Source organism: Rathayibacter sp. SD072, from assembly GCF_017355185.1.
GTDB lineage: Bacteria > Actinomycetota > Actinomycetes > Actinomycetales > Microbacteriaceae > Rathayibacter.
Map to the genome: position 1 here is coordinate 55,481 of NZ_JADILJ010000011.1, position 20,573 is coordinate 76,053.

Here is a 20,573-nt window from a genome sequence, read left to right on the forward strand (position 1 = left end):
GGCCCGGGAGAAGCTTACGCATCCACGGCCCGGCAGCCGCCCGATCACTCCCCGCCGGACGTCCCGCGCTCGTACTCGCGGATCTCGTCGACCTTCGCCGCCGAGGCGCTCGAGGTGTCGAAGACGTAGCCCAGCCACTCCTTCACGTTCCGGCGCGCGAGCTCCAGGCCCACGACGCGCTGGCCCATGCAGAGCACCTGCGCGTCGTTCGAGAGCACGCTGCGCTCCACGGAGTAGGAGTCGTGGGCTGTCACCGCGCGGATGCCCGGCACCTTGTTCGCGGCGATCGCGACTCCGAGGCCCGTGCCGCAGATCAGCAGGGCGCGGTCGGCGTCGCCGCGCGCCACGATCTCGGCGGCGGTGGTCGCGACGGTGGGGTACGCCGTGTGCCCGTCGGCGTCCACTCCCACGTCGACCACCGAGACGACGCGGTCGTCGGCCTCGAGGTCGCGCTTCAGGGCCTCCTTGTAGTCGTAACCGGCGTCGTCCGAGCCGATCACGAGTCTCCAGGTGGTGCTCACGGGGTCTCCTCCTCCATCGGGGTGGCGAGCCGTCGTCCGACGGTCTCGACGATCAGGGCCAGCGACACCGCTCCGGGGTCGGGGGTGCCGAGGGACTTGCTGCCGTGCGAGCGCGCGCGGCCGAGGCCGGGCATCAGCTCGCTCGTCGCATCGGCCGCGGTGCGCGCGGCGACGGCCGCGGCCGCCCAGGCCTCACGGAGCGGCGAGCCGGCCGCGACCCGCTCGGCGAGCGTCTCGGCGAACGGCACGAGCGCGTCGACCATGGTCTTGTCGCCGGGCGCCGCCTTGCCGTAGGCGCGCACGGCGTCGGAGGCGGCGGTCGCGCCCGCGCTCACCTCGGCAGCGCTGACGGGCCGGTCGTCGCCCAGCGCGTCGCCGAGGCTGCGCAGGATCACGCCCCAGAGCGCTCCGGAGGTGCCTCCCGCACGGTCCGACCAGGCGTCGCCGGCGCGCGTGAGCAGCGAGCCGGCTCCGGCGCCCCGAGCCAGCACGGACCCGGCCTCCTCGGCCGCCGCGCGGGCTCCGCGCTGCATGCCGATGCCGTGGTCGCCGTCGCCCGCGATCGAGTCGAGGCGCCCGAGCTCGCCGGCGTTCTCGTCGATGACCGTGCGGATCGCGCCGAGCGCGTCGGCCGCACGGGCCGCCGCCTCGCGCGACTCATCGCTCGCCTCGCCGAGCGCGGCCTCGGCGACGTCCTCGTCCGAGGCCGTGACGGCGGTCAGCGAGCCGGAGTCGACCGCGCCCGTGCGGTAGGCGGGAGTGTCGGCCGGAGCCGACCACAGGGTCTCGAGCTCGTCGTCGATCCAGAGCAGCGTCAGCGAGACGCCGGCCATGTCGAAGCTCGTGCAGAACTCGCCCACCTGCGGATCGACGAGGACCGCCCCGCGCGCCTCGAGCAGATCGGCGACGGTGCTGAACACGACGAACAGCTCCTCGCTCTTCACCGAGCCCAGGCCGTTGAGGATCGGCACGACGCGGGCGCCCTCGACGGCGACCCCCTCCGGGATCTCGGCGTCGTCGAGCAGGTGCGTGACGAGCAGCTCGGCGAGCCCGGCCGCGCTGGGCACGTCGACCTCGTCGATCCCGGGCTCGCCGTGGATGCCGAGGCCGACGGCCATCCGCCCCTCGGGCACCGAGAACAGCGGCTCGTCGGCGCCCGGCAGCGTGCAGCCGCTGAAGGCGACACCCAGCGAGCGGGTGCGCGCGTTCGCGGCGGCGGCGACCCGCTCGACGCCGTCGAGGTCGTAGCCCGCGGCGGCCGCTGCTCCGGCGACCTTGAAGACGGTGAGGTCGCCGGCGATGCCCCGGCGTCGGTGCGCCTCGGCGGGAGGGGCGCTGAACACGTCGTCCGTGACCGTGATGGTCCGGCAGTCGATGCCGTCGGCGCGCACCGCGTCCTGCGCCGCAGTGAAGTGCAGCACGTCGCCCGCGTAGTTGCCGTAGCTGAGCAGCACCCCGCGGCCCTGCTCGCTGGCGCGGATGACCGACTCGACCTGGTGCGCGGAGGGCGAGGCGAACAGGTTGCCCATCGCCGCTCCGTGCGCGAGACCGGGCCCCACCAGCCCGGCGAAGGCCGGGTAGTGGCCCGAGCCGCCGCCGATCACCACGGCGACCTCGGGCTCGGCGGAGCGGGTCGAGCGCGAGACGCCGCCGTGCACCTTCCGCACCCAGCGGCCGTTGGCGCGGACGAAGCCGTCCACCATGTCGTCGGCGAAATCCGCCGGTTCGTTCCAGAGACGGGTCATGTGCGCGTCGGCTCCTCATCATCGAGTTCTCCGGCCCGGAGGCCTGACAGACTCGATCCTATAGGATTTTTCCCCGACGAGACCAGGGCAGTCGGCTACTCCCGACCCACCGCCAGCGCCTCCTCCTCGACATCGAGGAACGCGAGCGCGCTGACGACCGCGGGCTCCTGGTAGCGCCCCTCGGCGCGGGCGCGCAGCACCGCCTCCCGCTCGGCCGCGATCATCACCCGCCGCAACCGGTTGTACGAGTGCGTCAGCGGCTCCGAGTCCTCGGCGGCCGGAGGGTTCTCGAGCGCGTCCGCGAGGAAGGTGGCGTTGCGCCGCAGCCGGTCGAGCACGCGCTCCTCCACCCCGTCCTGCGGCTCCGCGTCCAGCCGCGCGAGACCGGCGGTCTGCGCCTCCGCGAGCAGCATCTGCTTCTCGACGTGCTCCTGCATGTCGTTGGGCGGCGGCAGCTTCAGCACCCGGATCAGGCTCGGCAGCGCGAGACCCTCCACGAGCGTGCCCGCCACCACCACGAACGCGAGGAACTGCAGGAACTCCCGCTGCGGCGTCTCCTCGGGCAGGAGGAACGCGGCGGCCAGCGTGACCACGCCGCGGATGCCCGCGAACGAGACCCCGATCGCCGTCGGCCAGGTCCACCCGCGCTGCTGCAGCCGCGACGGACCGTGCCGGTAGAGCACGGTCGTCATGACCATCCAGAGCACCCGGCTGCCGATCAGCGCCCCGAGCAGGGCCGCGCTGATGCCCACGGTCTGCCAGAGGCCGATCCCGGAGTCGGCGGTCGCCTCGACGACCGACGCGAGGCTCAGCCCGATGAAGAGGAACACCGCGTTCTCGAGCAGGAACTGGATCGTCCGCCAGTTCAGCGACTCCGCGATCCGCGCCTGCGCCGACTGGATCACCGGTGCCCGGAAGCCGAGGTACAGCCCGGCCACCACGACCGCGAGCACTCCGGAGCCGTGCAGCAGCTGCGCGGGGATGAAGGCGAGGTACGGGGTCACGAGCGACAGGCTCGTGTCGAGCACCGAGGACTGCACCTGCTTGCGCACCGCCCCCAGCACCACGGCGACGACGATGCCCACTCCCCCGCCCACGACCACCGCGAGCACGAAGTCGAGCGCGACCCCGCCCGGCGTGACCGTGCTCACCAGGGCCAGGATCGACGCGTTCAGCGCCACGAGCGCGGTCGCGTCGTTGAGCAGGCTCTCGCCCTCGAGCACCGTGAGCATGCGCCGCGGCAGTCGGAGCCGCCCGGCGATCGCGGTCACGGCCACCGCGTCGGTCGGAGCGACGATGGCGCCGAACGCGAGGGCCGCCGCGATCGAGATCGCCGGCACCACCGCCCAGGCCACCGATCCGACCACGAGCATCGTGAAGACGACGAGGCCGACCGAGAGCAGGAGGATGCTGTCGCCGCGGGCGCGCACGTCGAGCACCGAGGTCCGGATCGCCGCCGCGTAGAGCAGCGGCGGCAGGATCCCGAACAGCACCACGTCGGGCTCGACGACCACCTCGGGGATCCCGGGCACGAACGAGGCCAGCGCGCCGACCGCGACGAGCGCGACCGGCGCCGACCAGTTCACCCGGCCCGAGAGGCCGGTGACCAGGACGGTGACGACGACGAACGAGACGATCCAGACGATCGCGACGACCGGTTCCTCCACGGGGCCCTCTCCGCAGGCGCGTGCGGCGCGCCTCCGGGCACCATCATGGCGCTCGCGGCGGCCGCGTGGAGAGGGTCGCCCAGGCGGGTCAGCGGCGGGAGTCGTGCACGTCGCGCGCCTTCATCACCCGGGCCGAGTCGACGGGGTTCATGCCGAGCACGATCTTGCCGCGGGAGTGCCGCTTCTCGAGGTCGTCGAACGCGTCCTGCACGAGGCCGTACGGGTAGAAGCCCGACACGAGCACGCGCAGCTTCTGCGCGGCGACGAGTCCGACCAGCTCGCCGAGGATCTCGGTGTCCTGGGCCGCCGTCTCGGCATCGGGCCAGACCGCTCGGAGCTCGATCTCCTTGCGGTCGTCGCTCGAGTGGTACCGGCCGCCCTCGATGCCCAGCGACGCGGCGAGCTCGTCGTTGCCGCCGAAGTTGTCCAGGAACGCCGTGACGCCGCCCGGAGCGACCTCGCGGATGCGATCGGCGATGCCGTCGCCGTAGACGATCGGCTTCACTCCGATCTGGCGGAGGTAGTCGAAGTTGCGCTCGCCGCAGGTGCCGATGACCGTCGCCCCGCGCAGCTTCGCGAGCTGGATCTCGAGACTGCCGACCCCGCCCGCCGCGGCCGAGACGACCACCGTGTCGCCCGCTGCGACGTGCACCGCCTCGAGCGCGCGCCAGGCGGTCACTCCGGCGAGGAACAGCGCGCCGCCGACCTCCCAGCTGACCGAGGCGGGCTTGGGCACGAGGTTCTCCCGCGGCACGACCACGTGCGTGGCGTGCGAGCCGACGAGGGCGTGGCCGACCACGTCGCTCTTGAGCTTGAGGTCCGTGACCCCCTCGCCGAGACCGACGACGACGCCGGCCAGATCGGTGCCCTGGCGCATGGGGAAGACGGCGGAGTGATCGGAGTCGAAGCGCCCCTCGCGGATGAACGCCTCCATGTGGTTCACGCCGGCCGAGAGCACCTCGACGAGCACCTCGCCCCTCCCCGGGACGGGCCGGGGGACCTCGGCCACCTCGAGCACCTCGACCCCGCCGAAGCGGGAGTACTGGACCACACGGGCGGAGTCGGAGCGCAGACGGTTCATGGGCTCATCCTGTTCCTCCTCGGACGAGAACCGGTGACCCCCGAACGGGGACGTGCGCCTCGCGGACAGCCGATCGGCCGGCAGTGGAGGCGGACCGGCTGCAGATCGTGAGGGCACGAATGATTCGTGCTGCGACGAGTGGCAGGATGAACGGGTGGAACCGGACCCGCTCGCCCTGCAGAACCAGGTGTGCTTCTCGCTCGCCGTCGCTGCACGCACCGTGATCGGCCTCTACCGCCCGGTGCTGGAGCCGATGGGCCTGACGCATCCGCAGTACCTCGTGATGCTCGCCCTCTGGGAGTCCAGCCCGCGCTCGCTCGGCGACCTCGGCGAGGCGCTGCACCTCGAGCCCGCGACCCTCAGTCCGCTCGTCAAGCGCCTCGAGACGAGCGGCCACGTCACGCGCACCCGCAGCAGCGAGGACGAGCGCCGCCTCGACGTCGCGCTCACCCCCTCAGGAGCCGCCCTCCGCGAGCAGGCCCTGCAGGTGCCGCCGCAGATCGTCGAGCGCCTGGACCTCCCGCTCGAGGACCTCGTCGCGATCCGCGACAGCCTGACCCACCTCATCGGCGCCGCGTCCCGCACGCCGGCCGCCCGGCTGATCGAGTAGCCCACCCAGCGGGCGTATCGAGATCCCCGCCTCCCGAAACCCGGTCTCGAGAGGCGGCCCCGGTCCCCGGGAGGGAACCGTCGAACGGCCGAGGGCCGAGTGGGCGTGCACACGGCACGGCCACTCGGCCCTCGGCCGTTCTCAGAAGTACTGGCTCAGTTCGCGACTCGCAGCACGATCGCCGTGCTCGTGCCGATGTTGCCGGCCTTGTCCTGCGCCTTCGCCGTCACGTTGTACGCGCCGTTCGGGTATGCGGCCGAGCTCGTCGAGAGCGCCCACGAGCCGTCGGGCTGCTTCACTCCGTTGCCGAGCTTGGTGCCGCTCGCGTAGAACACGACCGCCGTCACGCCGACGTTGTCGTTCGCGGTGGCGACCAGGCGGATGGAGCCCGAGACGGTGGTGTTCGTGGCCGGCGAGGTGATCGTCGCGGTCGGCTTCTGCGTGTCCGGGGCCGTGGTCGGAACCGGGGTCGGAGACGCAGTCGCGGTCGGCGTGGCCGTGGGCGTCGCGGTGGGCGTCGCGGTGGGCGTCGCCGTCGGAGTCGCGGTGGGCGTGGCCGTCGGAGTCGCAGTCGGCGTGGCCGTCGGCGTCGCGGTGGGAGTCGGGGTCGGCTCCGGAGCGGCGGTCGTCGGCAGGGTGCTGATCGCGTAGCCGAAGTACTTGCCCGTGGTGGGGCGGGTCGGGTCGCCGGCGAAGGTGCGGCCGCGCTCGGCGCCCGCCTTGGCCTGGGCGATGACCTGGGCGCGGACCTGCGCCGGGGTCTTGCCGACGCACGATCCACCGGCGCTCAGGCAGTCGAGGACGACGCCGCTGACGGCCGCGGCCGACATGCTGGTGCCGGACTGGACGTAGGCGTAGCCGCCGCCGAGCTTGGTGGTGTACGGGCACATGCCGGGAGCGGCGATGGTGTGCGCCTGGTCGGCGGCCGAGACGGCGAAGTTGCTGTTGATGGCGACCGAGTCGTCCTTGGTGGTCACGTTCGCGCACGGCACGGCGGCGAGGGAGCCGGGCTTGCCGTCGTAGTTCGCGATGTTCGTGGCGGTCAGGACCTCGTCGTAGGCGGCGGGGACGGCGCCGGCGAGGTTCTTCGGGGTGGAGGCGTTGCCCGCCGAGCTGACGACGGTGATGCCCTTGCCCACGAGCTCGCAGACCATCTGGTGCATCACGTCGTTGTTCGTGCGGCCGCAGTTGCTGTCGTCGGCGCCGACAGCGGCGAGCGACATGTTGACGACCTTGATGTTGTTGGCGGCGGCGTTCTTCGACACCCAGTCGAGGCCGCAGACGATGCCCTCGGTGGTGCCCTTGTTGTTCTCGTCGAGGACGCGGACCGAGTAGATCGGAGCGCCGGGGGCGACGCCCACCGTGCCCAGGCCGTCGTCGTAGGCGGCCATGTAGCCGGAGACCGCGGTGCCGTGCCCGTTCTTGTCGGACGCGTCTCCCGAGCCGAAGCAGTTGATCTGCTCCTTCAGGTTGTAGTCGGCGTTCGGGTTCACACCGGAGTCGATGACCGCGACGGCGGGACCGTTGTAGTTCGTGACGCCGTCGCCGGCGAGCACCGGGGCCTTGTCGGCCTCCGCGGTGAGCACGTGCGACGGGATGACCTGCGCCTGGCCCTCGACCACGACGTCGGCCGGAGCGACCGAGACGACGCGGGAGTCGGCGACGAGCGCGGCCTGCTGACGGGCGGTGAGCGTCGCGGTGAATCCGGCGGTGCCTCCCTGGTACGTCACGTAGTCGGCGACGCCGAGCGAGCGGACGACCTGCTGCGAGACGGCGGTCGAGTCCACGGTGACCGCGTAGCGACCGGCGGTGCCGGCGGCCTGGGCGGGAGCGGACCCGGCGACGGCGAGGCCGGCGACCACGGCGAGCGCCGTGGCGAGGGCTCCGAAGCGGCGGAGGAGGGACCCGGCCGGCGGCGCGGACGCCGTGGCGGAGGAGGGGGAGGTCAAGGAGATCCGTCGATTCTGTCGGCGGCGGGGCCGACGGGTCATGAGAGGGGTGCGAGATCGCGGGGCGCGGGCATCCACCGCGGCTGCGAGGCCGGGAGGCGGCGGCTGGGGAGGCCGCGTCGAGCTGTGGCGGGCCCGTGGCCCGCCCACTCCCTCATCGGAGTGGCCCACCCATGACTCCAACAGAGTTCTCGGTTTTGCACAGCATCGCACGTGTACCCAGTACGGGGGTAATTTCGCGCAGAAGCCCTGGGTCTGAGGAGGGTTTCAGACTAGGGAGGCCTGGGCGGGGCCCCTGACCGACGATTGTCGAGAAACCCCCGGTCACAGCCCGGGATCAGCGCGCTCACGGCTGCGGTTCCGGAGTCTTGACTGGTCCCGCTCACGGAGTAGTGTCGTCGCTCGTGACAAAACAGGGCCCCGGGTCCGACGCGGGGGAATCGCCCACCGACGCCGGTGAACTGCGCACCGCGAAGCACTTCTTCATCGGGGAGCCCCTCCCGAGCGACAAGCTCGAGGGCCAGCTGCTCAAGAAGCGCCTCGCGCTCCCCATCTTCGCGAGCGACCCGCTCTCCTCCGTGGCCTACGCGCCGCAGGAGCTGCTGATGATCCTGCTCCTGGGCGGACTCTCGTTCCTCACCTTCGCGCCCTGGGTCGCCGCCTGCGTCATCGTGCTGCTGCTGGTCGTCGTGCTGAGCTACCGCCAGCTGATCCGCGCGTACCCCTCGGGCGGCGGCGACTACGAGGTCGCGCGCACCAACCTCGGCGAGACCGCGGGCCTCACGGTCGCCTCCGCGCTCCTGGTCGACTACGTGCTCACCGTCGCCGTGTCGGTCGCCTCCGGAGTCGACAACATCATCTCCGCCGTCCCCGAGCTCGCCCCCCTGCGGGTCGAGCTCGCGATCCTCTTCGTGGTGCTGCTGGCCGCCGTGAACCTCCGCGGCGTCTCGGAGTCGAGCAGGGCGTTCGCGATCCCGACCTACCTCTTCGTCGCGAGCGTCTTCGTGATGGTCGTCGTCGGACTCGTCCGCACCCTGCTGGGCGACGCCCCGGTCGCGGAGTCGGCGGGGTACACCGTGCGCGCCGAGGAGCTCACCCAGGCCGCAGTCGTCCTCCTCCTGCTGCGCTCCTTCGCGAGCGGATGTGCGGCACTGACGGGCGTCGAGGCGATCTCGAACGGCGTGCCCGCGTTCCGGGCGCCGAAGGTGAAGAACGCGCAGCGCACGCTCGTGGCGATGGGCTCGATCGCGATCGTCCTCTTCGTCGGACTCACCGCTCTGGCCCTGGTCTCGGACGTGCACTACGCCGAGGACGCCTGCCACCTCGTCGGCTTCGCCGGGTGCGAGACCACTCCGCAGCGCTCCGTCATCGCTCAGGTGGCGGCCGCGACCTTCGGCAACGGCTCGATCCTCTTCTTCGTCATCCAGGCGGCGACCGCCGCCGTCCTGCTGCTCGCGGCCAACACCGCGTTCAACGGGTTCCCGCTGCTGGGCTCCGTGCTCGCCCGCGACGGCTTCGCCCCGAAGTCGCTCAACACCCGCGGCGACCGCCTCATCTACTCCAACGGCGTGATCATCCTCGCCTTCGTCGCAGCGGTGATCCTGCTCGTCTACCAGGCCTCGCTGACGAGCCTGGTGCAGCTCTACATCATCGGCGTCTTCGTCTCGTTCACCCTCGGGCAGACCGGCATGGTGAAGCACTGGATCCGGCTGATCCGCGCCGGTGAGGGCTCGCGCACCGTCTACACGAGCCTGGGCATCAACCTCTTCGGAGCGACGCTGACCTTCGTCGTCCTCGTCATCGTCACGATCACCAAGTTCACCCACGGCGCCTGGCTCGTCTACCTGGTCATGCCGATCCTCGGCATCCTGATGGCGGGCGTGTACCGCTACTACCGCGACGTCGAGAAGGAGATCGAGGTCGACCCGACCACGACCTTCGGCGCCAACGGCGACCATGCGATCGTCCTCGTGGGCCGGATGAACAAGCCGACCCTGAAGGCGCTGGACTACGCGATCGCCGCCCGCCACGAGACCCTCGAGGCCGTCCACTCCTCCATCGACGACGCCCAGACCGCGCAGCTCGAGGCCGACTGGGAGCGGATGGACATCCAGGTGCCGCTGCGCTGCGTCGCATCGCCCTACCGCGACATCTCGTACCCGCTGATCAAGTACATCAAGGCGCACCGCCTCGAGCACGGCTCCGAGATCACCACCGTCTACATGCCGCAGTACATCGTCGGCCACTGGTGGGAGTCGTTCCTCCACAACCACAAGTCGCGCCGTATCCGCCAGAAGCTCCTGCTGGTGCACGGCGTCACCGTGGCGCTGGTGCCCTGGCTCCTCGACTCCTCCGAGCTGATCTACGGCCGCCGCTCGCGGCCGATCCCCGGTCAGGCGCGCCGCGGCGAGCCCGTGCGCCCGGTGACCCGACGGCCGATCCCGCCGGCCTCGGTGCTGCCCAAGGGCGCCGCCGGCGAGGGGGCGCCGCGCAGCGCATCGCGCGGTGCCGCCGCCGTGCGCACGAAGAAGGGCGGCAAGCGCCGCTGATCCGGTGCAGAATCTCGGCTGAGAGGGGTGGGTGACGGCTGTCAGCCCTCGGCCGCCTCTTCTGACCGACGTTCTGCAGGCACTCGCGGCTGCGATCCCCGCGGAATCGGCGCGACTCCCCGGAGACGGACGCGCCTCCCCGGAAATGGGTAGAGGGCCCGCGGCCTGTGGCCGCGAGCCCCCGATTTCCCCTTGTGCCTTCCCCCGAAGGCGGCCCGCCCCAACGGGCCGAGATCGACGCTATCGGCGGGCTATGGACCTGCGCATCCTCCTCACGACGGATCCCTGCCCGTCGCGGGGAGGGGTGCCGGGACGACGAGGCGCCAGAGGAGGGCGATGGAGAGGAGGGCGGCGCTGGTCCCGAGCACCGCGAGGATCGCTGCGTCGACCACGTAGGGGCGGTAGTCCGGCTCGAACGGATCCAGGCCCGTGCCGGCGAGCACGACGCCCGCGGGCACGACGGCCGCGACCAGCACCACGGTCCACGCCGCGACGCGCACCGGTCCGCGGCCGTCCGGGGGCACCGGGTGCGGGCGCCGGGTGACGTACCAGACGACCGCGCCGATCCCCAGGCCCAGCAGCCCGAGCACTCCGCTCGCGTACTGCGCCCACTTGTAGCCGGGGAACGGGCCGAAGGACTGCTGCAGCGCGGGCACGGCGGCCACGAACGGACCGCCGAGGTGCGTGAAACCGTCCCACAGCACGTGGGTGGCCGCGCCGATGACGATGCCCGCCGCAGCGAGGAGCGACGCGGTGATCCAGGCCCGCGTGCCACGCGGTCGCGGCCGTCGGGGACGCAGCCGCACCCGCACGATCCACGGAGCGAGATCGCGCCAGGCGGGCTCGAGCAGCAGCGCCCAGAGCAGCAGCCCGAGGGCGCCGAGCGCGAGGTCGACCGACACGATGCCCGTGAGGGAGTGGGTCGCCTGACGCGCCGCCGTCCACGGCAGGTAGAGGCCGATGTCGGGCATCACCGCTCCGGCGGCGACGGCGCTCGCGGGGATCCGGCCGTTCGAGAAGGCCAGAGCGACGACGGCGTGGCTCGGCGTGAACGGCATGCCTCACGGTATCCCGCGCCCGCCCCGTCCCGCCCGGCCGGGACGCTCCGCGACCGCTGCGCGACGCGGATCCGCCGATCGCCCCGGGCCGCCCGCCCGGAGACCTCCGAGGAGGGCGACCGTAGAATCGCACGGACGTCCGGCCCGCCGGACTCAGGTGACGACGGATCGGAGCGGGTGTGCGGAAGGCGTTCGCGATCCTCCGACTCGCGCTCGCGGGTCTGGGCGTCGTGGGCCTGATCGCCGACTTCCTCTACACGCTGGGCTTCCGCGCGTTCCAGATCGACAACTTCTTCGCCTACTTCACCACGCAGTCGAACATGGCCGGGGTCGTGCTCCTGGGCCTCTCGGGCCTCGTCGCGCTGGCCCGCCCCCGCGAGCCGCGCTGGCTCAGCACGGTCCGCGCGCTGGTGCTGACCTACATGGTCGTGTCGGGCATCGTGTTCGGACTGATCGCCGTCGAGGCGGGCAACCGCGGAGTGCGCGTCGACGTGCCGTGGTCGAGCGCGCTGCTGCACTTCGTGATCCCGACGCTCGCCCTGCTCGACTGGATCCTGGGGCCCGGGCGCCGTCCGGTGCCGTGGCGCGGGGCGCTGACGGTGCTCGGCTTCCCGATCGTCTGGGGGGTGATCACGCTCGTGCGCGGCGCCCTGATCGGCTGGTACCCCTACTTCTTCCTCGACCCCGACCAGGTCGACGGGCCGGTGATGTACGTCGTCTACGACGTGATCGTGCTCGGGCTCATCTCGGGCATCGCCGCGTTCGTGATCGCGCTCAGCCGGGTGCGGCCGCTCGGCGCCGCGCAGACGGCGGAGTGGCGGGGCGGGTTCTCGAGGCTGCGCGAGCTGCTCAGTCGGGGACGACGGCGAACGGCTCCAGGGCCGTCACCGCGACCGTGAGCAGCTCCTCGTCGCTGAGCGACTGGAGCGACAGGGCCTGATCCGCGCCGACGAGCCCGATCAGCACGGCCTCGCCCGTGACCGGCTGCAGGTTCACCCACTCGGTGATCCCCGCCTCCGAGCCGACCAGCGACCAGCGCACGGCCGATACGGCGTCGGCGTCCCAGAAGGACTCGTCGAAGCGCAGCCAGAGCGACTCCACGACTCCGGAGCCGATCGCTGCGATCGCGGTGCGGTGCGCGAACGGCAGCGGCGGATCGAACACGATCGCGTCGGTCTTGAGCACGCCGATCGGCACGGTGACCAGGACCCGGTCGGCCGAGAACGACTCCCCCGTCGCGAGGCGGACGCTCGCGCCCTCCTCGTCGTAGCCGATGCCGCTGACGACGGCGCGCAGCGAGACCTCGACGTCCTCGAGCAGCGTCTCGACGAGCGGAGCCAGTCCGTCGGTGATCACCGCGTCCTCGCGCTCGGAGTCGTCCTCGAGCTCCTCGGCGGTGGCCGCGGCCGACGCGTCGCCGAGCCCGTACCAGGAGGAGAGCTCGGCCGCCGCCGCGCCCGTCGCGAGCGCCGCACCGCCGGCGAGGAAGGCCGCGACCCGCTCGGGCTCGCCGTCCCCGCTGCCGGGCTCGGCCTCGGCGGGGTCGGCAGCACCGGATTCCGCGAACGCGACGGCGAGCGGCACGTCCTCGGACTGCTCGGCGCCCCACTCCAGCGCCCGGGTCAGCGCGTCGGCACCGGTCGTGCCCGCGTCGACGACGGAGCCGTCCGCCGCGATCGAGCGGATCGTCGCCAGGTCGATCGGCGACGTCGTGACACCGGCGTCGAGCACGCTCTCGCGCAGGGCGGGGCCCGCGCCGGCGAGCGCCCATGCTCCACTGTCGACCGCCACGGGCCAGCCGTCCGGCTGGGAGGTGGCGATGCGACCGCCGGTGCGCTCGCGCGCCTCGACCAGGGTGACGTCGTAGCCGGCGTCGACGAGGCGGCGGGCGGCGACGGCTCCGGCGAGGCCGGCTCCGACGATCGCGATGCGCTCGCCGTCGGCCGCGATCGCGGCGATCTCGCCGGCCGCCCGCACGCCCGAGTTCCACGCCCCCTGCAGGGTGCCCGGCGCGGAGGAGTCGGTCGCCTCGCCCGCGAAGAACACCCGGTCGAGCACGTTCTGCGCGAGATCCTCGCGATGCTCGGGGGTCGCTCCGACGGGCAGGTAGGAGGTGCTGCCGAGCGCGTACGGGTCGGTGCCCCAGGCGGAGCGCACGAAGGCGGAGGGCGTCGGCACGGCGGTGGTGCTCGGCGTCGGCACCGGGGCCTTGGTCACGGAGCGGGTCGGCGTCGGACGCGGCGGAGTGCAGCCCGCGAGGACCAGGAGGCCGACCCCCGTGGCGGCTCCCGAGAGGAAGGTGCGGCGTCCGATCGTCATCCCCGACATCCTACGTTCTCGCCTCCCGGCGCGGCCCTCGGCTGCTGCGCCGCCCCCTGCCCGGATGCGGGCCGCCGCCGCAAGGCCCGGCGGACGCCCCGCCGCGAGTGGTAGACCTGGACCCATGAGCAACGACATCCGCGAACTCGCCGAGGGCGAGAGCTACCTCGCCTTCTTCCAGGGCGGCCCCTTCGACGGCCAGACCGAGACCCGCGTCAGCACCGACGGCGGCTACGAGAAGGAGGTCGACGTCTACGCGGCCGTGGACGGCCAGGAGACGCACCTCGTCTACACCGCCGTCGCCGCGAAGGAGGTCGGCGAGTCGGTCCACGTGACCTTCACGCTCGACGCCCCCGACTCCGACCCGATCGAGGACCACGAGGACCGCGGCGGCGGATTCCAGTAGTCGCGACACCCCAGGGACGCCGTCCCGGCTTCGGCCGGGGCGGCGTTCGTCGTTCTCTGTGACGAAGCATGACGTCCCCCCTGCGGGTGTCATGGCGGCGCGTCTACGATCGCCGCTGGAGCGGCCGAGCAGCGGGCGCCGGACGGAGACGACGATGCCCGCGACCACGACCCCCACGATCGGCGAGCAGTCCGCCGAGTTCACCACCGGATTCACCGCCGCCATCGGCGACGACCTCGCGGCCGTCTTCGCCGGCGAGCAGGCCGACCTCGTGTCGGCGGGCGTCCCCGACCACGCCGTGTCCGCGGGCGACGCGCTGCCGGACGCGACGGTCCTCACCGTCGACGGCGAGCCGGTCGCGCTCTCCTCCGTGCTCGGCGACGGCGCCGCTGTGCTGGTGTTCTACCGCGGCGCCTGGTGCCCGTACTGCAACCTCACGCTGCGCCACTACGACGCCACCCTCGCCCCGGCGCTGCGCGAGCGCGGAGTCGCCTTCGTCGCGATCAGCCCGCAGAGCGCCGACGGCTCCCGCTCGACGGGCGACGGCGAGCTCGGCTTCACCGTCCTCTCGGACCCGGGCAACGCCCTCGCCGGGCGCCTGGGCATCGTGACCGCGCCCAGCGACGCCGCGATCGAGGCGCACACCTCCCTCGGCTTCGCGGTGAAGGACTCGAACGCGGACGAGACCCCCGCGATCCCCTTCCCGACCGTGCTCGTCGTCGACGCGGGGCGCGTCGTGCGCTTCGCCGACGTGCACGTCGACTACACGACGCGCACCGAGACGGCCGAGATCCTCGCGGCGGTCGACGACCTGGCCTGACCCCTGCCGGAGCGGGAGGGGGCTGTCAAGCCTCCCTCCCGCCCAGGCGTCCTCCCCATCCGGCTCCCTACTCTCCTTCGAAGCACCATCGACGCCGAGGGTCGGCGCCGGAAGGAGAACTCACCGATGACCGAGATCACCGCGCACCACGGACTCTTCAAGGACACGAACCTCCACGTCGACGACACGGGCGGATCGGGACGCCCGGTCGTCCTGATCCACGGCTGGCCCCTCTCGGGCGAGTCCTGGTCGGAGCAGGTCCCGGCGCTCACCGCGGCCGGCTACCGCGTCGTCAGCTACGACCGCCGCGGCTTCGGACGCAGCGACAAGCCGCTCACCGGCTACACCTACGACACCCTCACCGAGGACCTGCACGCGCTTCTGACCGAGCTCGACCTGCAGGACGTCACGCTCGTCGGCTTCTCGATGGGCGGCGGCGAGGTCGCCCGCTACTTCTCGAAGTACGGCACCGAGCGCCTGCGCAGCGTCGTGTTCGCGTCGGCCGTGCCGCCGTACCTGATGAAGGGCTCGGACAACCCGGACGGCCCGCTCGAGAAGTCCCAGGCCGCCGAGATGACGGCCGGTCTCACCAAGGACCAGGACGCGTTCTACGACGACTTCACCACGCAGTTCTTCTCGGCGGAGGGCACTCTCGTCGTGACGGAGCAGCAGCGCCAGGACGCGCTCGCGCTCGCCAAGCAGTCGTCGAAGGTCGCCGCGCTCGCCTGCATGACGGCGTTCGCGACCACGGACTTCCGCGAGGACCTGCCGCTCGTCACCGTCCCGACGCTCGTCATCCACGGCGACAGCGACGCGACCGTGCCGTTCGAGGGCTCGGGCGCGCGCACGCACGCCGCGATCCCCGGCTCCGAGCTGCACGTCGTCGAGGGCGGCCCCCACGGCGTCAACGTCAGCCACGCGGAGGAGTGGAACGCCCGCGTCCTCGAGTTCCTCGCCAAGTAGGCGGCTCCGCCTCCCCCTTGCTGATCGAGTAGGCCGCAGGCCGTATCGAGATCCCGCCTCCTGGAGACGCGGGTCTCGATACGCCCCTCCGGGGCTACTCGACCAGCAAGGCGGGGCCGATCCCCCTCTCCTGCTGATCGAGTAGGCCGCAGGCCGTATCGAGCTCCGCCCGCCCCCGGGGCTCAGCCCTTCTCGGCGCCCTCGGTCGTGTTCATGATCCGCTTCTGGAAGACGAAGAACAGCACCGCCACCGGGATCGACATCAGCACCGCCGCCGCCAGCTGCAGCGGGTACTGGTTGCCCGTGCCCAGCTGCCCCGAGACGAGCGAGGCGACTCCGGTGGTCAGCGTGTTCAGCTCCGGCGACTGCCGCGAGACCACGAAGTGCGAGAACTCGTTCCACGAGCCCTGGAACGACAGGATGAACAGCGTCACGATCGCCGGCCGCGCCATCGGCACCACGATCGAGCGGAAGGTGCGGAACACGCCGGCCCCGTCGATCCGCGCGGCCTCCTCGATCGACAGCGGGATCGAGTCGAAGAACTGCTTCATGATGAAGATGCCCGCCGCGTCCACGATCAGCGGCACGATCATCCCCGCGTAGCTGTCGTACAGACCGAGCTGCTTGAGGATCAGGAACCGCGGGATCAGCAGCACGACCGCCGGCACGCTCATCACTCCGATGAACAGCGCGAACAGGAAGCCCCGCCCGCGGAAGTTCAGCCGCGACAGCGCGTAGCCCGCGAGCGAGTCGAAGAAGACGCGTCCGATGGTGACGAACACCGTCACGATGACCGAGTTCAGCGTCCAGAGCGGCAGCGGCACATCGGTGAAGAGCCGCTCGTACGAGGCGAAGGACCAGGTCGCCGGGAGCAGCGACAGCGGGTTCGAGGTCGCGTCGGCGTCGGTCTTGAACGACGACGCGACCGAGATCAGGAACGGGTAGATGTACACCAGCGCCAGCGCGATCAGCAGCAGGTAGCCGCCGACCAGCGAGGCGCGGCCTCGGGCGCCGAGGTGCACGCGGCGGCGCGGGAGCGGCGCGGCCGGCGTCTCGTCGACATGCCGGGTGCCGGAGTCGATCAGGGTGCTCATCGCACACCTCCCGTGGTGAGGGTCGTGGCGGCGTCGGCCCGGGCGGCACGGCGGCGGGTGCGCGGCTCGCCCTTGTCGCGCAGCAGCGCCCGCTGCAGCAGCGTGAGCACGACGATGATGAAGAACAGGATGAACGCGATCGCCGCGCCCTGGCCCCAGCGGAGGTCCGTGAACGAGGACTCGTACGCGAGGAACGCGGGCGTGAGCAGCGTCTTGCCGGGCGAGCCCCCTCCGGTCAGGTAGATCTGGTCGAAGACCTGCCACGTGCCGATGAGGCCGAGGGTCAGCACCGTGAAGAGCGTCGGCTTGAGCATCGGCAGGGTGACCGAGAAGAACTTGCGCAGCGGCCCCGCCCCGTCCATCAGCGCGGCCTCGTCGATCTCGGCTCCGATGTTCTGCAGCGCCGCGAGGAACAGCAGCATGAAGGTGCCCGAGGTGGTGAAGATCGCCATCGTGATCAGCACGCACATCGCGACGGAGGGGCCCGACAGCCAGTCCCACCAGGTGAGGCCGAGCGGAGCAGCGGCGGCCAGCGGACCGGAGCCGTCGACGCCGACGGCGCCCAGCAGGCTGTGCAGGATCCCGGAGGGGTCCGCCATCCAGGTCGGACCGTCGGCGCCGAACCAGCCGAGCACCGCGTTCACGACGCCCGAGGCGCTGAAGAGGAACAGGAAGATCACGGTGATCGCGATCGAGGACGTGACGGAGGGGAAGTAGAAGGCGGTGCGGAAGAAGCCGCGTCCGCGGAGGATCCGCCGGTTCACCTGCACCGCGAGGAACAGCGCGAGGGCCGTCTGCAGCGGCACGACGAGCAGCACGTAGTAGAGGTTGTTGCGGATCGCGGTGCCGAAGTCCTTCTGCGCCAGGCCCGGCTCGGTGAGCACCGCCTGGTAGTTCTCTCCGCCGACGAACTGCGCGGTCGGTCCCAGCGGGGAGCCGAGGCCGTTCCAGTTGCTGACGCTGACCCACAGGGCGAGGCCGATGGGCAGCACGAGGAAGACGCCGATGACGAGGATCGCGGGGAGGGTGAAGAGCCAGCCGTAGCGGGCCTCGTGCCCGCGGATGCCGGAGCGGCGCCTGCGGGCGGGTGCGGGGGCGGTCATCGATGCGTCTCCTTCGACGTGTCGGGGGCGGCTGGGCGGGGCGGGTGTGCGATCTGCAGGTGTCGGTGCGTTCTGCAGGGGTGCCGATCTGCAGGGCTTCGCGCCGTCTGCAGGGGATCGGCGTGCGATCTGCAGGGGATCCTCGCGGAAGAGCGCGTTCCTCCGCTCGCAGGAGTCGGAATCGCGCGGATCCCCTGCAGATCGTGCAGATGCCTGCAGATCGTGCAGATGCCTGCAGATCGTGCGGGGGCCTGCGGATCGTGCGGGGGGCTGCGGATCGTGCGGGGGCCTGCGTACCGTGCGGGCGACCGGAGGCGACGGGTCGGGCCCCGACGCCTCCGCCGCGCGGCTACTTCGCGTCCGCGGTGTCGAGCGCGTCCTGCAGGTTCGTCTGCAGGTCGGCGAGGATCGCCTCCGGGTCGCCCGACGCCAGGCCCTCGAGGGCCGAGTTGAAGTCGGTGATGACCGTGGCGGCACCCGCGAAGGCGACGGGGCTGACGGCGTAGTCGTTGCCGGTCACGAACGCGGCGTTCTCGGGGTACTTCGTCGCGTACTCCGCGGCGCCCGACTCGGTCGAGGGGATCACGCCGAACGCGTCCGAGAAGGCGAGCTGCTGCTCGTCCGCGGTCAGGGACTCGACGAGCGACTGCGCCTGCTCCGCCGTCTCGCTGCCGACCGGGATGCCCCAGCAGTTGCTGAACGTGAAGGTCGACTTCCCGCCGGGGCCCGCGGGGAGCTCGGCGACGGTGTAGTTCACGTCCGGGTAGTCGGCCTCGAGCGCGCCGTTGATCCACGGCCCCTCGACGACCATCGCCGCGGCGCCCTTGCCGAAGGCCTCACCGGCCCAGCCGGAGTCGAGGTCGGCCGGGAACTTCAGCGTCCCGCCGGTCAGCAGCTTCTTCACCTCGGTGAGTCCGGCCACGTTCTCGGGGGTGTCCGCGGTGACGGTCTCGCCGTCCTCGGACAGCAGCGAGCCGCCGGCCTGATTCATGAAGGTGCCGATGCGCGCGTACTCGGCGCCGAAGGAGAGTCCGGTCACTCCGTTCGCGGTGAGCTTCGCCGCGGCCGACTCGAGGCCCGCCCAGTCGGTCGGGATGTCGGCGTCGGTGAGACCGGCGGCCGCCCAGAGGTCGGTGTTGATGACGAGACCCAGCGTCGAGAAGTCCTTCGGCTCGCAGTAGAACTGGTCGTCGTAGGTGAACGCCTCGCGCAGCGCCGGGTAGAACGCGTCGGCGTTGCCGGCGTCCTGGGCGTAGGGCTCGAGGTAGCGGTTGCTCGCGTAGGTCTGGAACTGGTCCCAGCTCATGTAGAAGAGGTCGGGCGGGTTGCCGCCCGAGAAGCCCTGGCCGAGCTGCTGGGTCAGATCGCTCGCGGCGACGACCTCGACGGTGGTGCCGTTCTCCTCGCCCCAGGCGTTCACGGCGTCGGTGACCGCGGTCGTCTCGGCGTCGCCGGACGATCCGATCATCACCGTGAGTCCGGCGTCGGACGACGAATCGGAGGAGGAGTCGCCGCTCGAGCAGGCGGCGAGCGTGACCGCGAGGCCGCTCGCGAGGATCGCGGCACCCCAGCGTGCCGCGGTGGAGGTGGTTGTCATGGCCTGACCTTTCGTGATCGGGAGGTGCACCGGGAGGTGCTCGGGGCTGTGGGAGTCAGAGGTGGAGGGGGGTCCGCACGACGAGGTGCGGCTCGATGAGGCGGTGGGCCTCTCCGGCGGCGAGCTCGCGGTGCACGATGTCGTCGCCGCGCTCGCCGAGGAGCAGCTCGAGGGCGCCGACGGCGACCGCACCGAGGTCCTGCTCGACGCTCGAGAGGCCGACGGCGGCCGCGACCGGGGTGTTGTCGAAGCCGACGATCGAGAGGTCCGGGCGCCCGACGGCGACGGCGGCCATCGAGGCGCCGAGCGCGAGGGAGTCCGACACGCAGACCAGACCGTCGACCGCGGGGTTCGCCTCGAGGAACGAGATCGCGGCGGACCGCGCATGCTGCACGTCGTCCTCCGCCTCGGCCTGCAGCAGCGCGACTCCGGGGAACCGCTCCCCCATCACCCGCTCCCAGCCGCTGCGGCGGTCGTCGCCGGTCGCGGATCCGCTCGGCCAGCCGAAGAACGCGAGCGTCGTGCATCCCTCGTCGGCGAGGTGGCGGCTGGCCTGCTCGACCCCGGAGGCGCCGTCGACGTCGACCCAGAGGTGCTGCGGATCGCCCTGGTCGTCCAGTCCCCAGGGGCGCCCGAAGGTGACGAAGGGCACGCCCTGGTCGCGGAGCCACGCGGTGCGCGGGTCGCCGTAGAAGGTCGAGGTGAGGACGAAGGCGTCCACGTCGGCCCCGTCGCGGAGCCGTCCGATCTGCGCGATCTCGTCCTCGGGGGTGCTCGCCGTGTAGAGCAGGATCCGCATGCCGCGGGCGTCCGCCTGCTCGGTGACCGCGTGGAGGAACCGGTCGAGCAGGCTGCCCGAGATGCCGTCGAGCACCCGGTCCATCCGGACCCCGATGGTGCCCGACTTGCGGGTGCGCAGGCGGCGGGCGGAGGCGTGCGGCCGGTACTTGAGATCGGCGATCGCCTTCTCGACGCGCTCGCGGGTGGCCGGACGCACGATCGACGGGCTGTTGAGCACGTTCGAGACGGTCTGGCGCGAGACGCCGGCAGCGCGGGCGACGTCCTCGACGGTCGGCAGTGCCATGCGTCCT

17 protein-coding genes are annotated in these 20,573 nt (G+C 72.0%); 6 read left to right on the forward strand and 11 right to left on the reverse strand.

Annotation, left to right across the window (positions count from 1 at the left end; all coding sequences use genetic code 11):
- Window positions 1-44 precede the first annotated feature (44 nt).
- From IOC53_RS06595 to IOC53_RS06610, 4 genes are all read right to left on the reverse strand, one after another.
- Window positions 45-521 (reverse strand): ribose-5-phosphate isomerase, encoded by a 477-nt coding sequence (locus IOC53_RS06595; RefSeq protein WP_207403580.1) that lies wholly within the window; start codon window positions 519-521, stop codon window positions 45-47.
- Entirely contained in the window at window positions 518-2,266 is a 1,749-nt protein-coding gene (locus tag IOC53_RS06600; protein ID WP_207403582.1) for a dihydroxyacetone kinase family protein, read from the reverse strand. The genes IOC53_RS06595 and IOC53_RS06600 overlap by 4 nt, the downstream gene beginning before the upstream one ends.
- Before the next feature lie 95 nt (window positions 2,267-2,361).
- Window positions 2,362-3,933, reverse strand: coding sequence for a sodium:proton antiporter (locus IOC53_RS06605; RefSeq protein ID WP_207403583.1), 1,572 nt, complete (start codon window positions 3,931-3,933; stop codon window positions 2,362-2,364).
- A gap of 88 nt (window positions 3,934-4,021) precedes the next feature.
- Entirely contained in the window at window positions 4,022-5,014 is a 993-nt protein-coding gene (locus IOC53_RS06610) for an NADP-dependent oxidoreductase (protein ID WP_207403585.1), read from the reverse strand.
- 154 nt (window positions 5,015-5,168) lie between these two features.
- Between IOC53_RS06610 and IOC53_RS06615 the strand changes: the two genes are divergently transcribed.
- Window positions 5,169-5,624 (forward strand): MarR family winged helix-turn-helix transcriptional regulator, encoded by a 456-nt coding sequence (locus tag IOC53_RS06615; RefSeq protein WP_207403588.1) that lies wholly within the window; start codon window positions 5,169-5,171, stop codon window positions 5,622-5,624.
- 155 nt (window positions 5,625-5,779) lie between these two features.
- Here the strand turns inward: IOC53_RS06615 and IOC53_RS06620 are convergent, their stop codons facing one another.
- Window positions 5,780-7,573, reverse strand: a complete 1,794-nt coding sequence (locus tag IOC53_RS06620) for a S8 family serine peptidase (protein WP_207403590.1) — start codon at window positions 7,571-7,573, stop codon at window positions 5,780-5,782.
- Between the two features lie 461 nt (window positions 7,574-8,034).
- Between IOC53_RS06620 and IOC53_RS06625 the strand changes: the two genes are divergently transcribed.
- Window positions 8,035-10,122 (forward strand): APC family permease, encoded by a 2,088-nt coding sequence (locus IOC53_RS06625; RefSeq protein ID WP_207403648.1) that lies wholly within the window; start codon window positions 8,035-8,037, stop codon window positions 10,120-10,122.
- 272 nt (window positions 10,123-10,394) lie between these two features.
- Here IOC53_RS06625 and IOC53_RS06630 read toward each other — a convergent pair whose 3' ends face one another.
- Window positions 10,395-11,180: a DUF4184 family protein gene (locus tag IOC53_RS06630; protein ID WP_207403592.1), complete on the reverse strand. Its 786-nt coding sequence runs from the start codon at window positions 11,178-11,180 to the stop codon at window positions 10,395-10,397.
- Window positions 11,181-11,359: 179 nt separating this feature from the next.
- Between IOC53_RS06630 and IOC53_RS06635 the strand changes: the two genes are divergently transcribed.
- Window positions 11,360-12,079, forward strand: a complete 720-nt coding sequence (locus IOC53_RS06635; RefSeq protein ID WP_207403594.1) for a Pr6Pr family membrane protein — start codon at window positions 11,360-11,362, stop codon at window positions 12,077-12,079.
- Here the strand turns inward: IOC53_RS06635 and IOC53_RS06640 are convergent.
- Entirely contained in the window at window positions 12,030-13,499 is a 1,470-nt protein-coding gene (locus tag IOC53_RS06640; protein WP_207403604.1) for an NAD(P)/FAD-dependent oxidoreductase, read from the reverse strand. The two genes, IOC53_RS06635 and IOC53_RS06640, sit on opposite strands and share 50 nt — an antisense overlap.
- 124 nt (window positions 13,500-13,623) lie before the next feature.
- Between IOC53_RS06640 and IOC53_RS06645 the strand changes: the two genes are divergently transcribed.
- The 3 genes from IOC53_RS06645 (at window position 13,624) to IOC53_RS06655 (ending at window position 15,688) form a co-directional block, all read left to right on the forward strand.
- Window positions 13,624-13,905, forward strand: a complete 282-nt coding sequence (locus IOC53_RS06645) for a hypothetical protein (RefSeq protein WP_055789301.1) — start codon at window positions 13,624-13,626, stop codon at window positions 13,903-13,905.
- A 154-nt stretch (window positions 13,906-14,059) separates the two neighbouring features.
- Window positions 14,060-14,725: a peroxiredoxin-like family protein gene (locus IOC53_RS06650; RefSeq protein WP_207403606.1), complete on the forward strand. Its 666-nt coding sequence runs from the start codon at window positions 14,060-14,062 to the stop codon at window positions 14,723-14,725.
- A gap of 126 nt (window positions 14,726-14,851) precedes the next feature.
- Window positions 14,852-15,688 (forward strand): alpha/beta fold hydrolase, encoded by an 837-nt coding sequence (locus IOC53_RS06655; RefSeq protein WP_207403608.1) that lies wholly within the window; start codon window positions 14,852-14,854, stop codon window positions 15,686-15,688.
- A gap of 182 nt (window positions 15,689-15,870) precedes the next feature.
- On the opposite strand, the gene IOC53_RS06660 is transcribed toward IOC53_RS06655, so the two are convergent.
- The 4 genes from IOC53_RS06660 to IOC53_RS06675 form a co-directional block, all read right to left on the reverse strand.
- On the reverse strand, window positions 15,871-16,782 hold the full coding sequence (locus IOC53_RS06660) for a carbohydrate ABC transporter permease (RefSeq protein ID WP_207403610.1): 912 nt from the start codon (window positions 16,780-16,782) through the stop codon (window positions 15,871-15,873).
- The gene (locus tag IOC53_RS06665; protein ID WP_207403612.1) at window positions 16,779-17,885 is read right to left on the reverse strand and encodes a carbohydrate ABC transporter permease; all 1,107 of its coding nucleotides are present in this window, start codon (window positions 17,883-17,885) and stop codon (window positions 16,779-16,781) included. Before IOC53_RS06665 ends, IOC53_RS06660 begins: the two co-directional genes overlap by 4 nt.
- A 349-nt stretch (window positions 17,886-18,234) precedes the next feature.
- Window positions 18,235-19,482: an extracellular solute-binding protein gene (locus tag IOC53_RS06670; protein ID WP_207403614.1), complete on the reverse strand. Its 1,248-nt coding sequence runs from the start codon at window positions 19,480-19,482 to the stop codon at window positions 18,235-18,237.
- 55 nt (window positions 19,483-19,537) lie between these two features.
- Window positions 19,538-20,566: a LacI family DNA-binding transcriptional regulator gene (locus IOC53_RS06675; RefSeq protein ID WP_207403616.1), complete on the reverse strand. Its 1,029-nt coding sequence runs from the start codon at window positions 20,564-20,566 to the stop codon at window positions 19,538-19,540.
- Window positions 20,567-20,573 lie beyond the last annotated feature (7 nt).

What these genes read in the sequence shown, in the direction of transcription:
- IOC53_RS06650 (WP_207403606.1), top strand. Translation starts at nt 14,060, where the DNA reads ATGCCCGCGACCACGACCCCCACGATCGGCGAGCAGTCCGCCGAGTTC.
- IOC53_RS06660 (WP_207403610.1), bottom strand. Translation starts at nt 16,782, where the DNA reads ATGAGCACCCTGATCGACTCCGGCACCCGGCATGTCGACGAGACGCCG.
- IOC53_RS06675 (WP_207403616.1), bottom strand. Translation starts at nt 20,566, where the DNA reads ATGGCACTGCCGACCGTCGAGGACGTCGCCCGCGCTGCCGGCGTCTCG.
- IOC53_RS06645 (WP_055789301.1), top strand. Translation starts at nt 13,624, where the DNA reads ATGAGCAACGACATCCGCGAACTCGCCGAGGGCGAGAGCTACCTCGCC.
- IOC53_RS06670 (WP_207403614.1), bottom strand. Translation starts at nt 19,482, where the DNA reads ATGACAACCACCTCCACCGCGGCACGCTGGGGTGCCGCGATCCTCGCG.
- IOC53_RS06640 (WP_207403604.1), bottom strand. Translation starts at nt 13,499, where the DNA reads ATGACGATCGGACGCCGCACCTTCCTCTCGGGAGCCGCCACGGGGGTC.
- IOC53_RS06655 (WP_207403608.1), top strand. Translation starts at nt 14,852, where the DNA reads ATGACCGAGATCACCGCGCACCACGGACTCTTCAAGGACACGAACCTC.
- IOC53_RS06610 (WP_207403585.1), bottom strand. Translation starts at nt 5,014, where the DNA reads ATGAACCGTCTGCGCTCCGACTCCGCCCGTGTGGTCCAGTACTCCCGC.
- IOC53_RS06630 (WP_207403592.1), bottom strand. Translation starts at nt 11,180, where the DNA reads ATGCCGTTCACGCCGAGCCACGCCGTCGTCGCTCTGGCCTTCTCGAAC.
- IOC53_RS06665 (WP_207403612.1), bottom strand. Translation starts at nt 17,885, where the DNA reads ATGACCGCCCCCGCACCCGCCCGCAGGCGCCGCTCCGGCATCCGCGGG.
- IOC53_RS06600 (WP_207403582.1), bottom strand. Translation starts at nt 2,266, where the DNA reads ATGACCCGTCTCTGGAACGAACCGGCGGATTTCGCCGACGACATGGTG.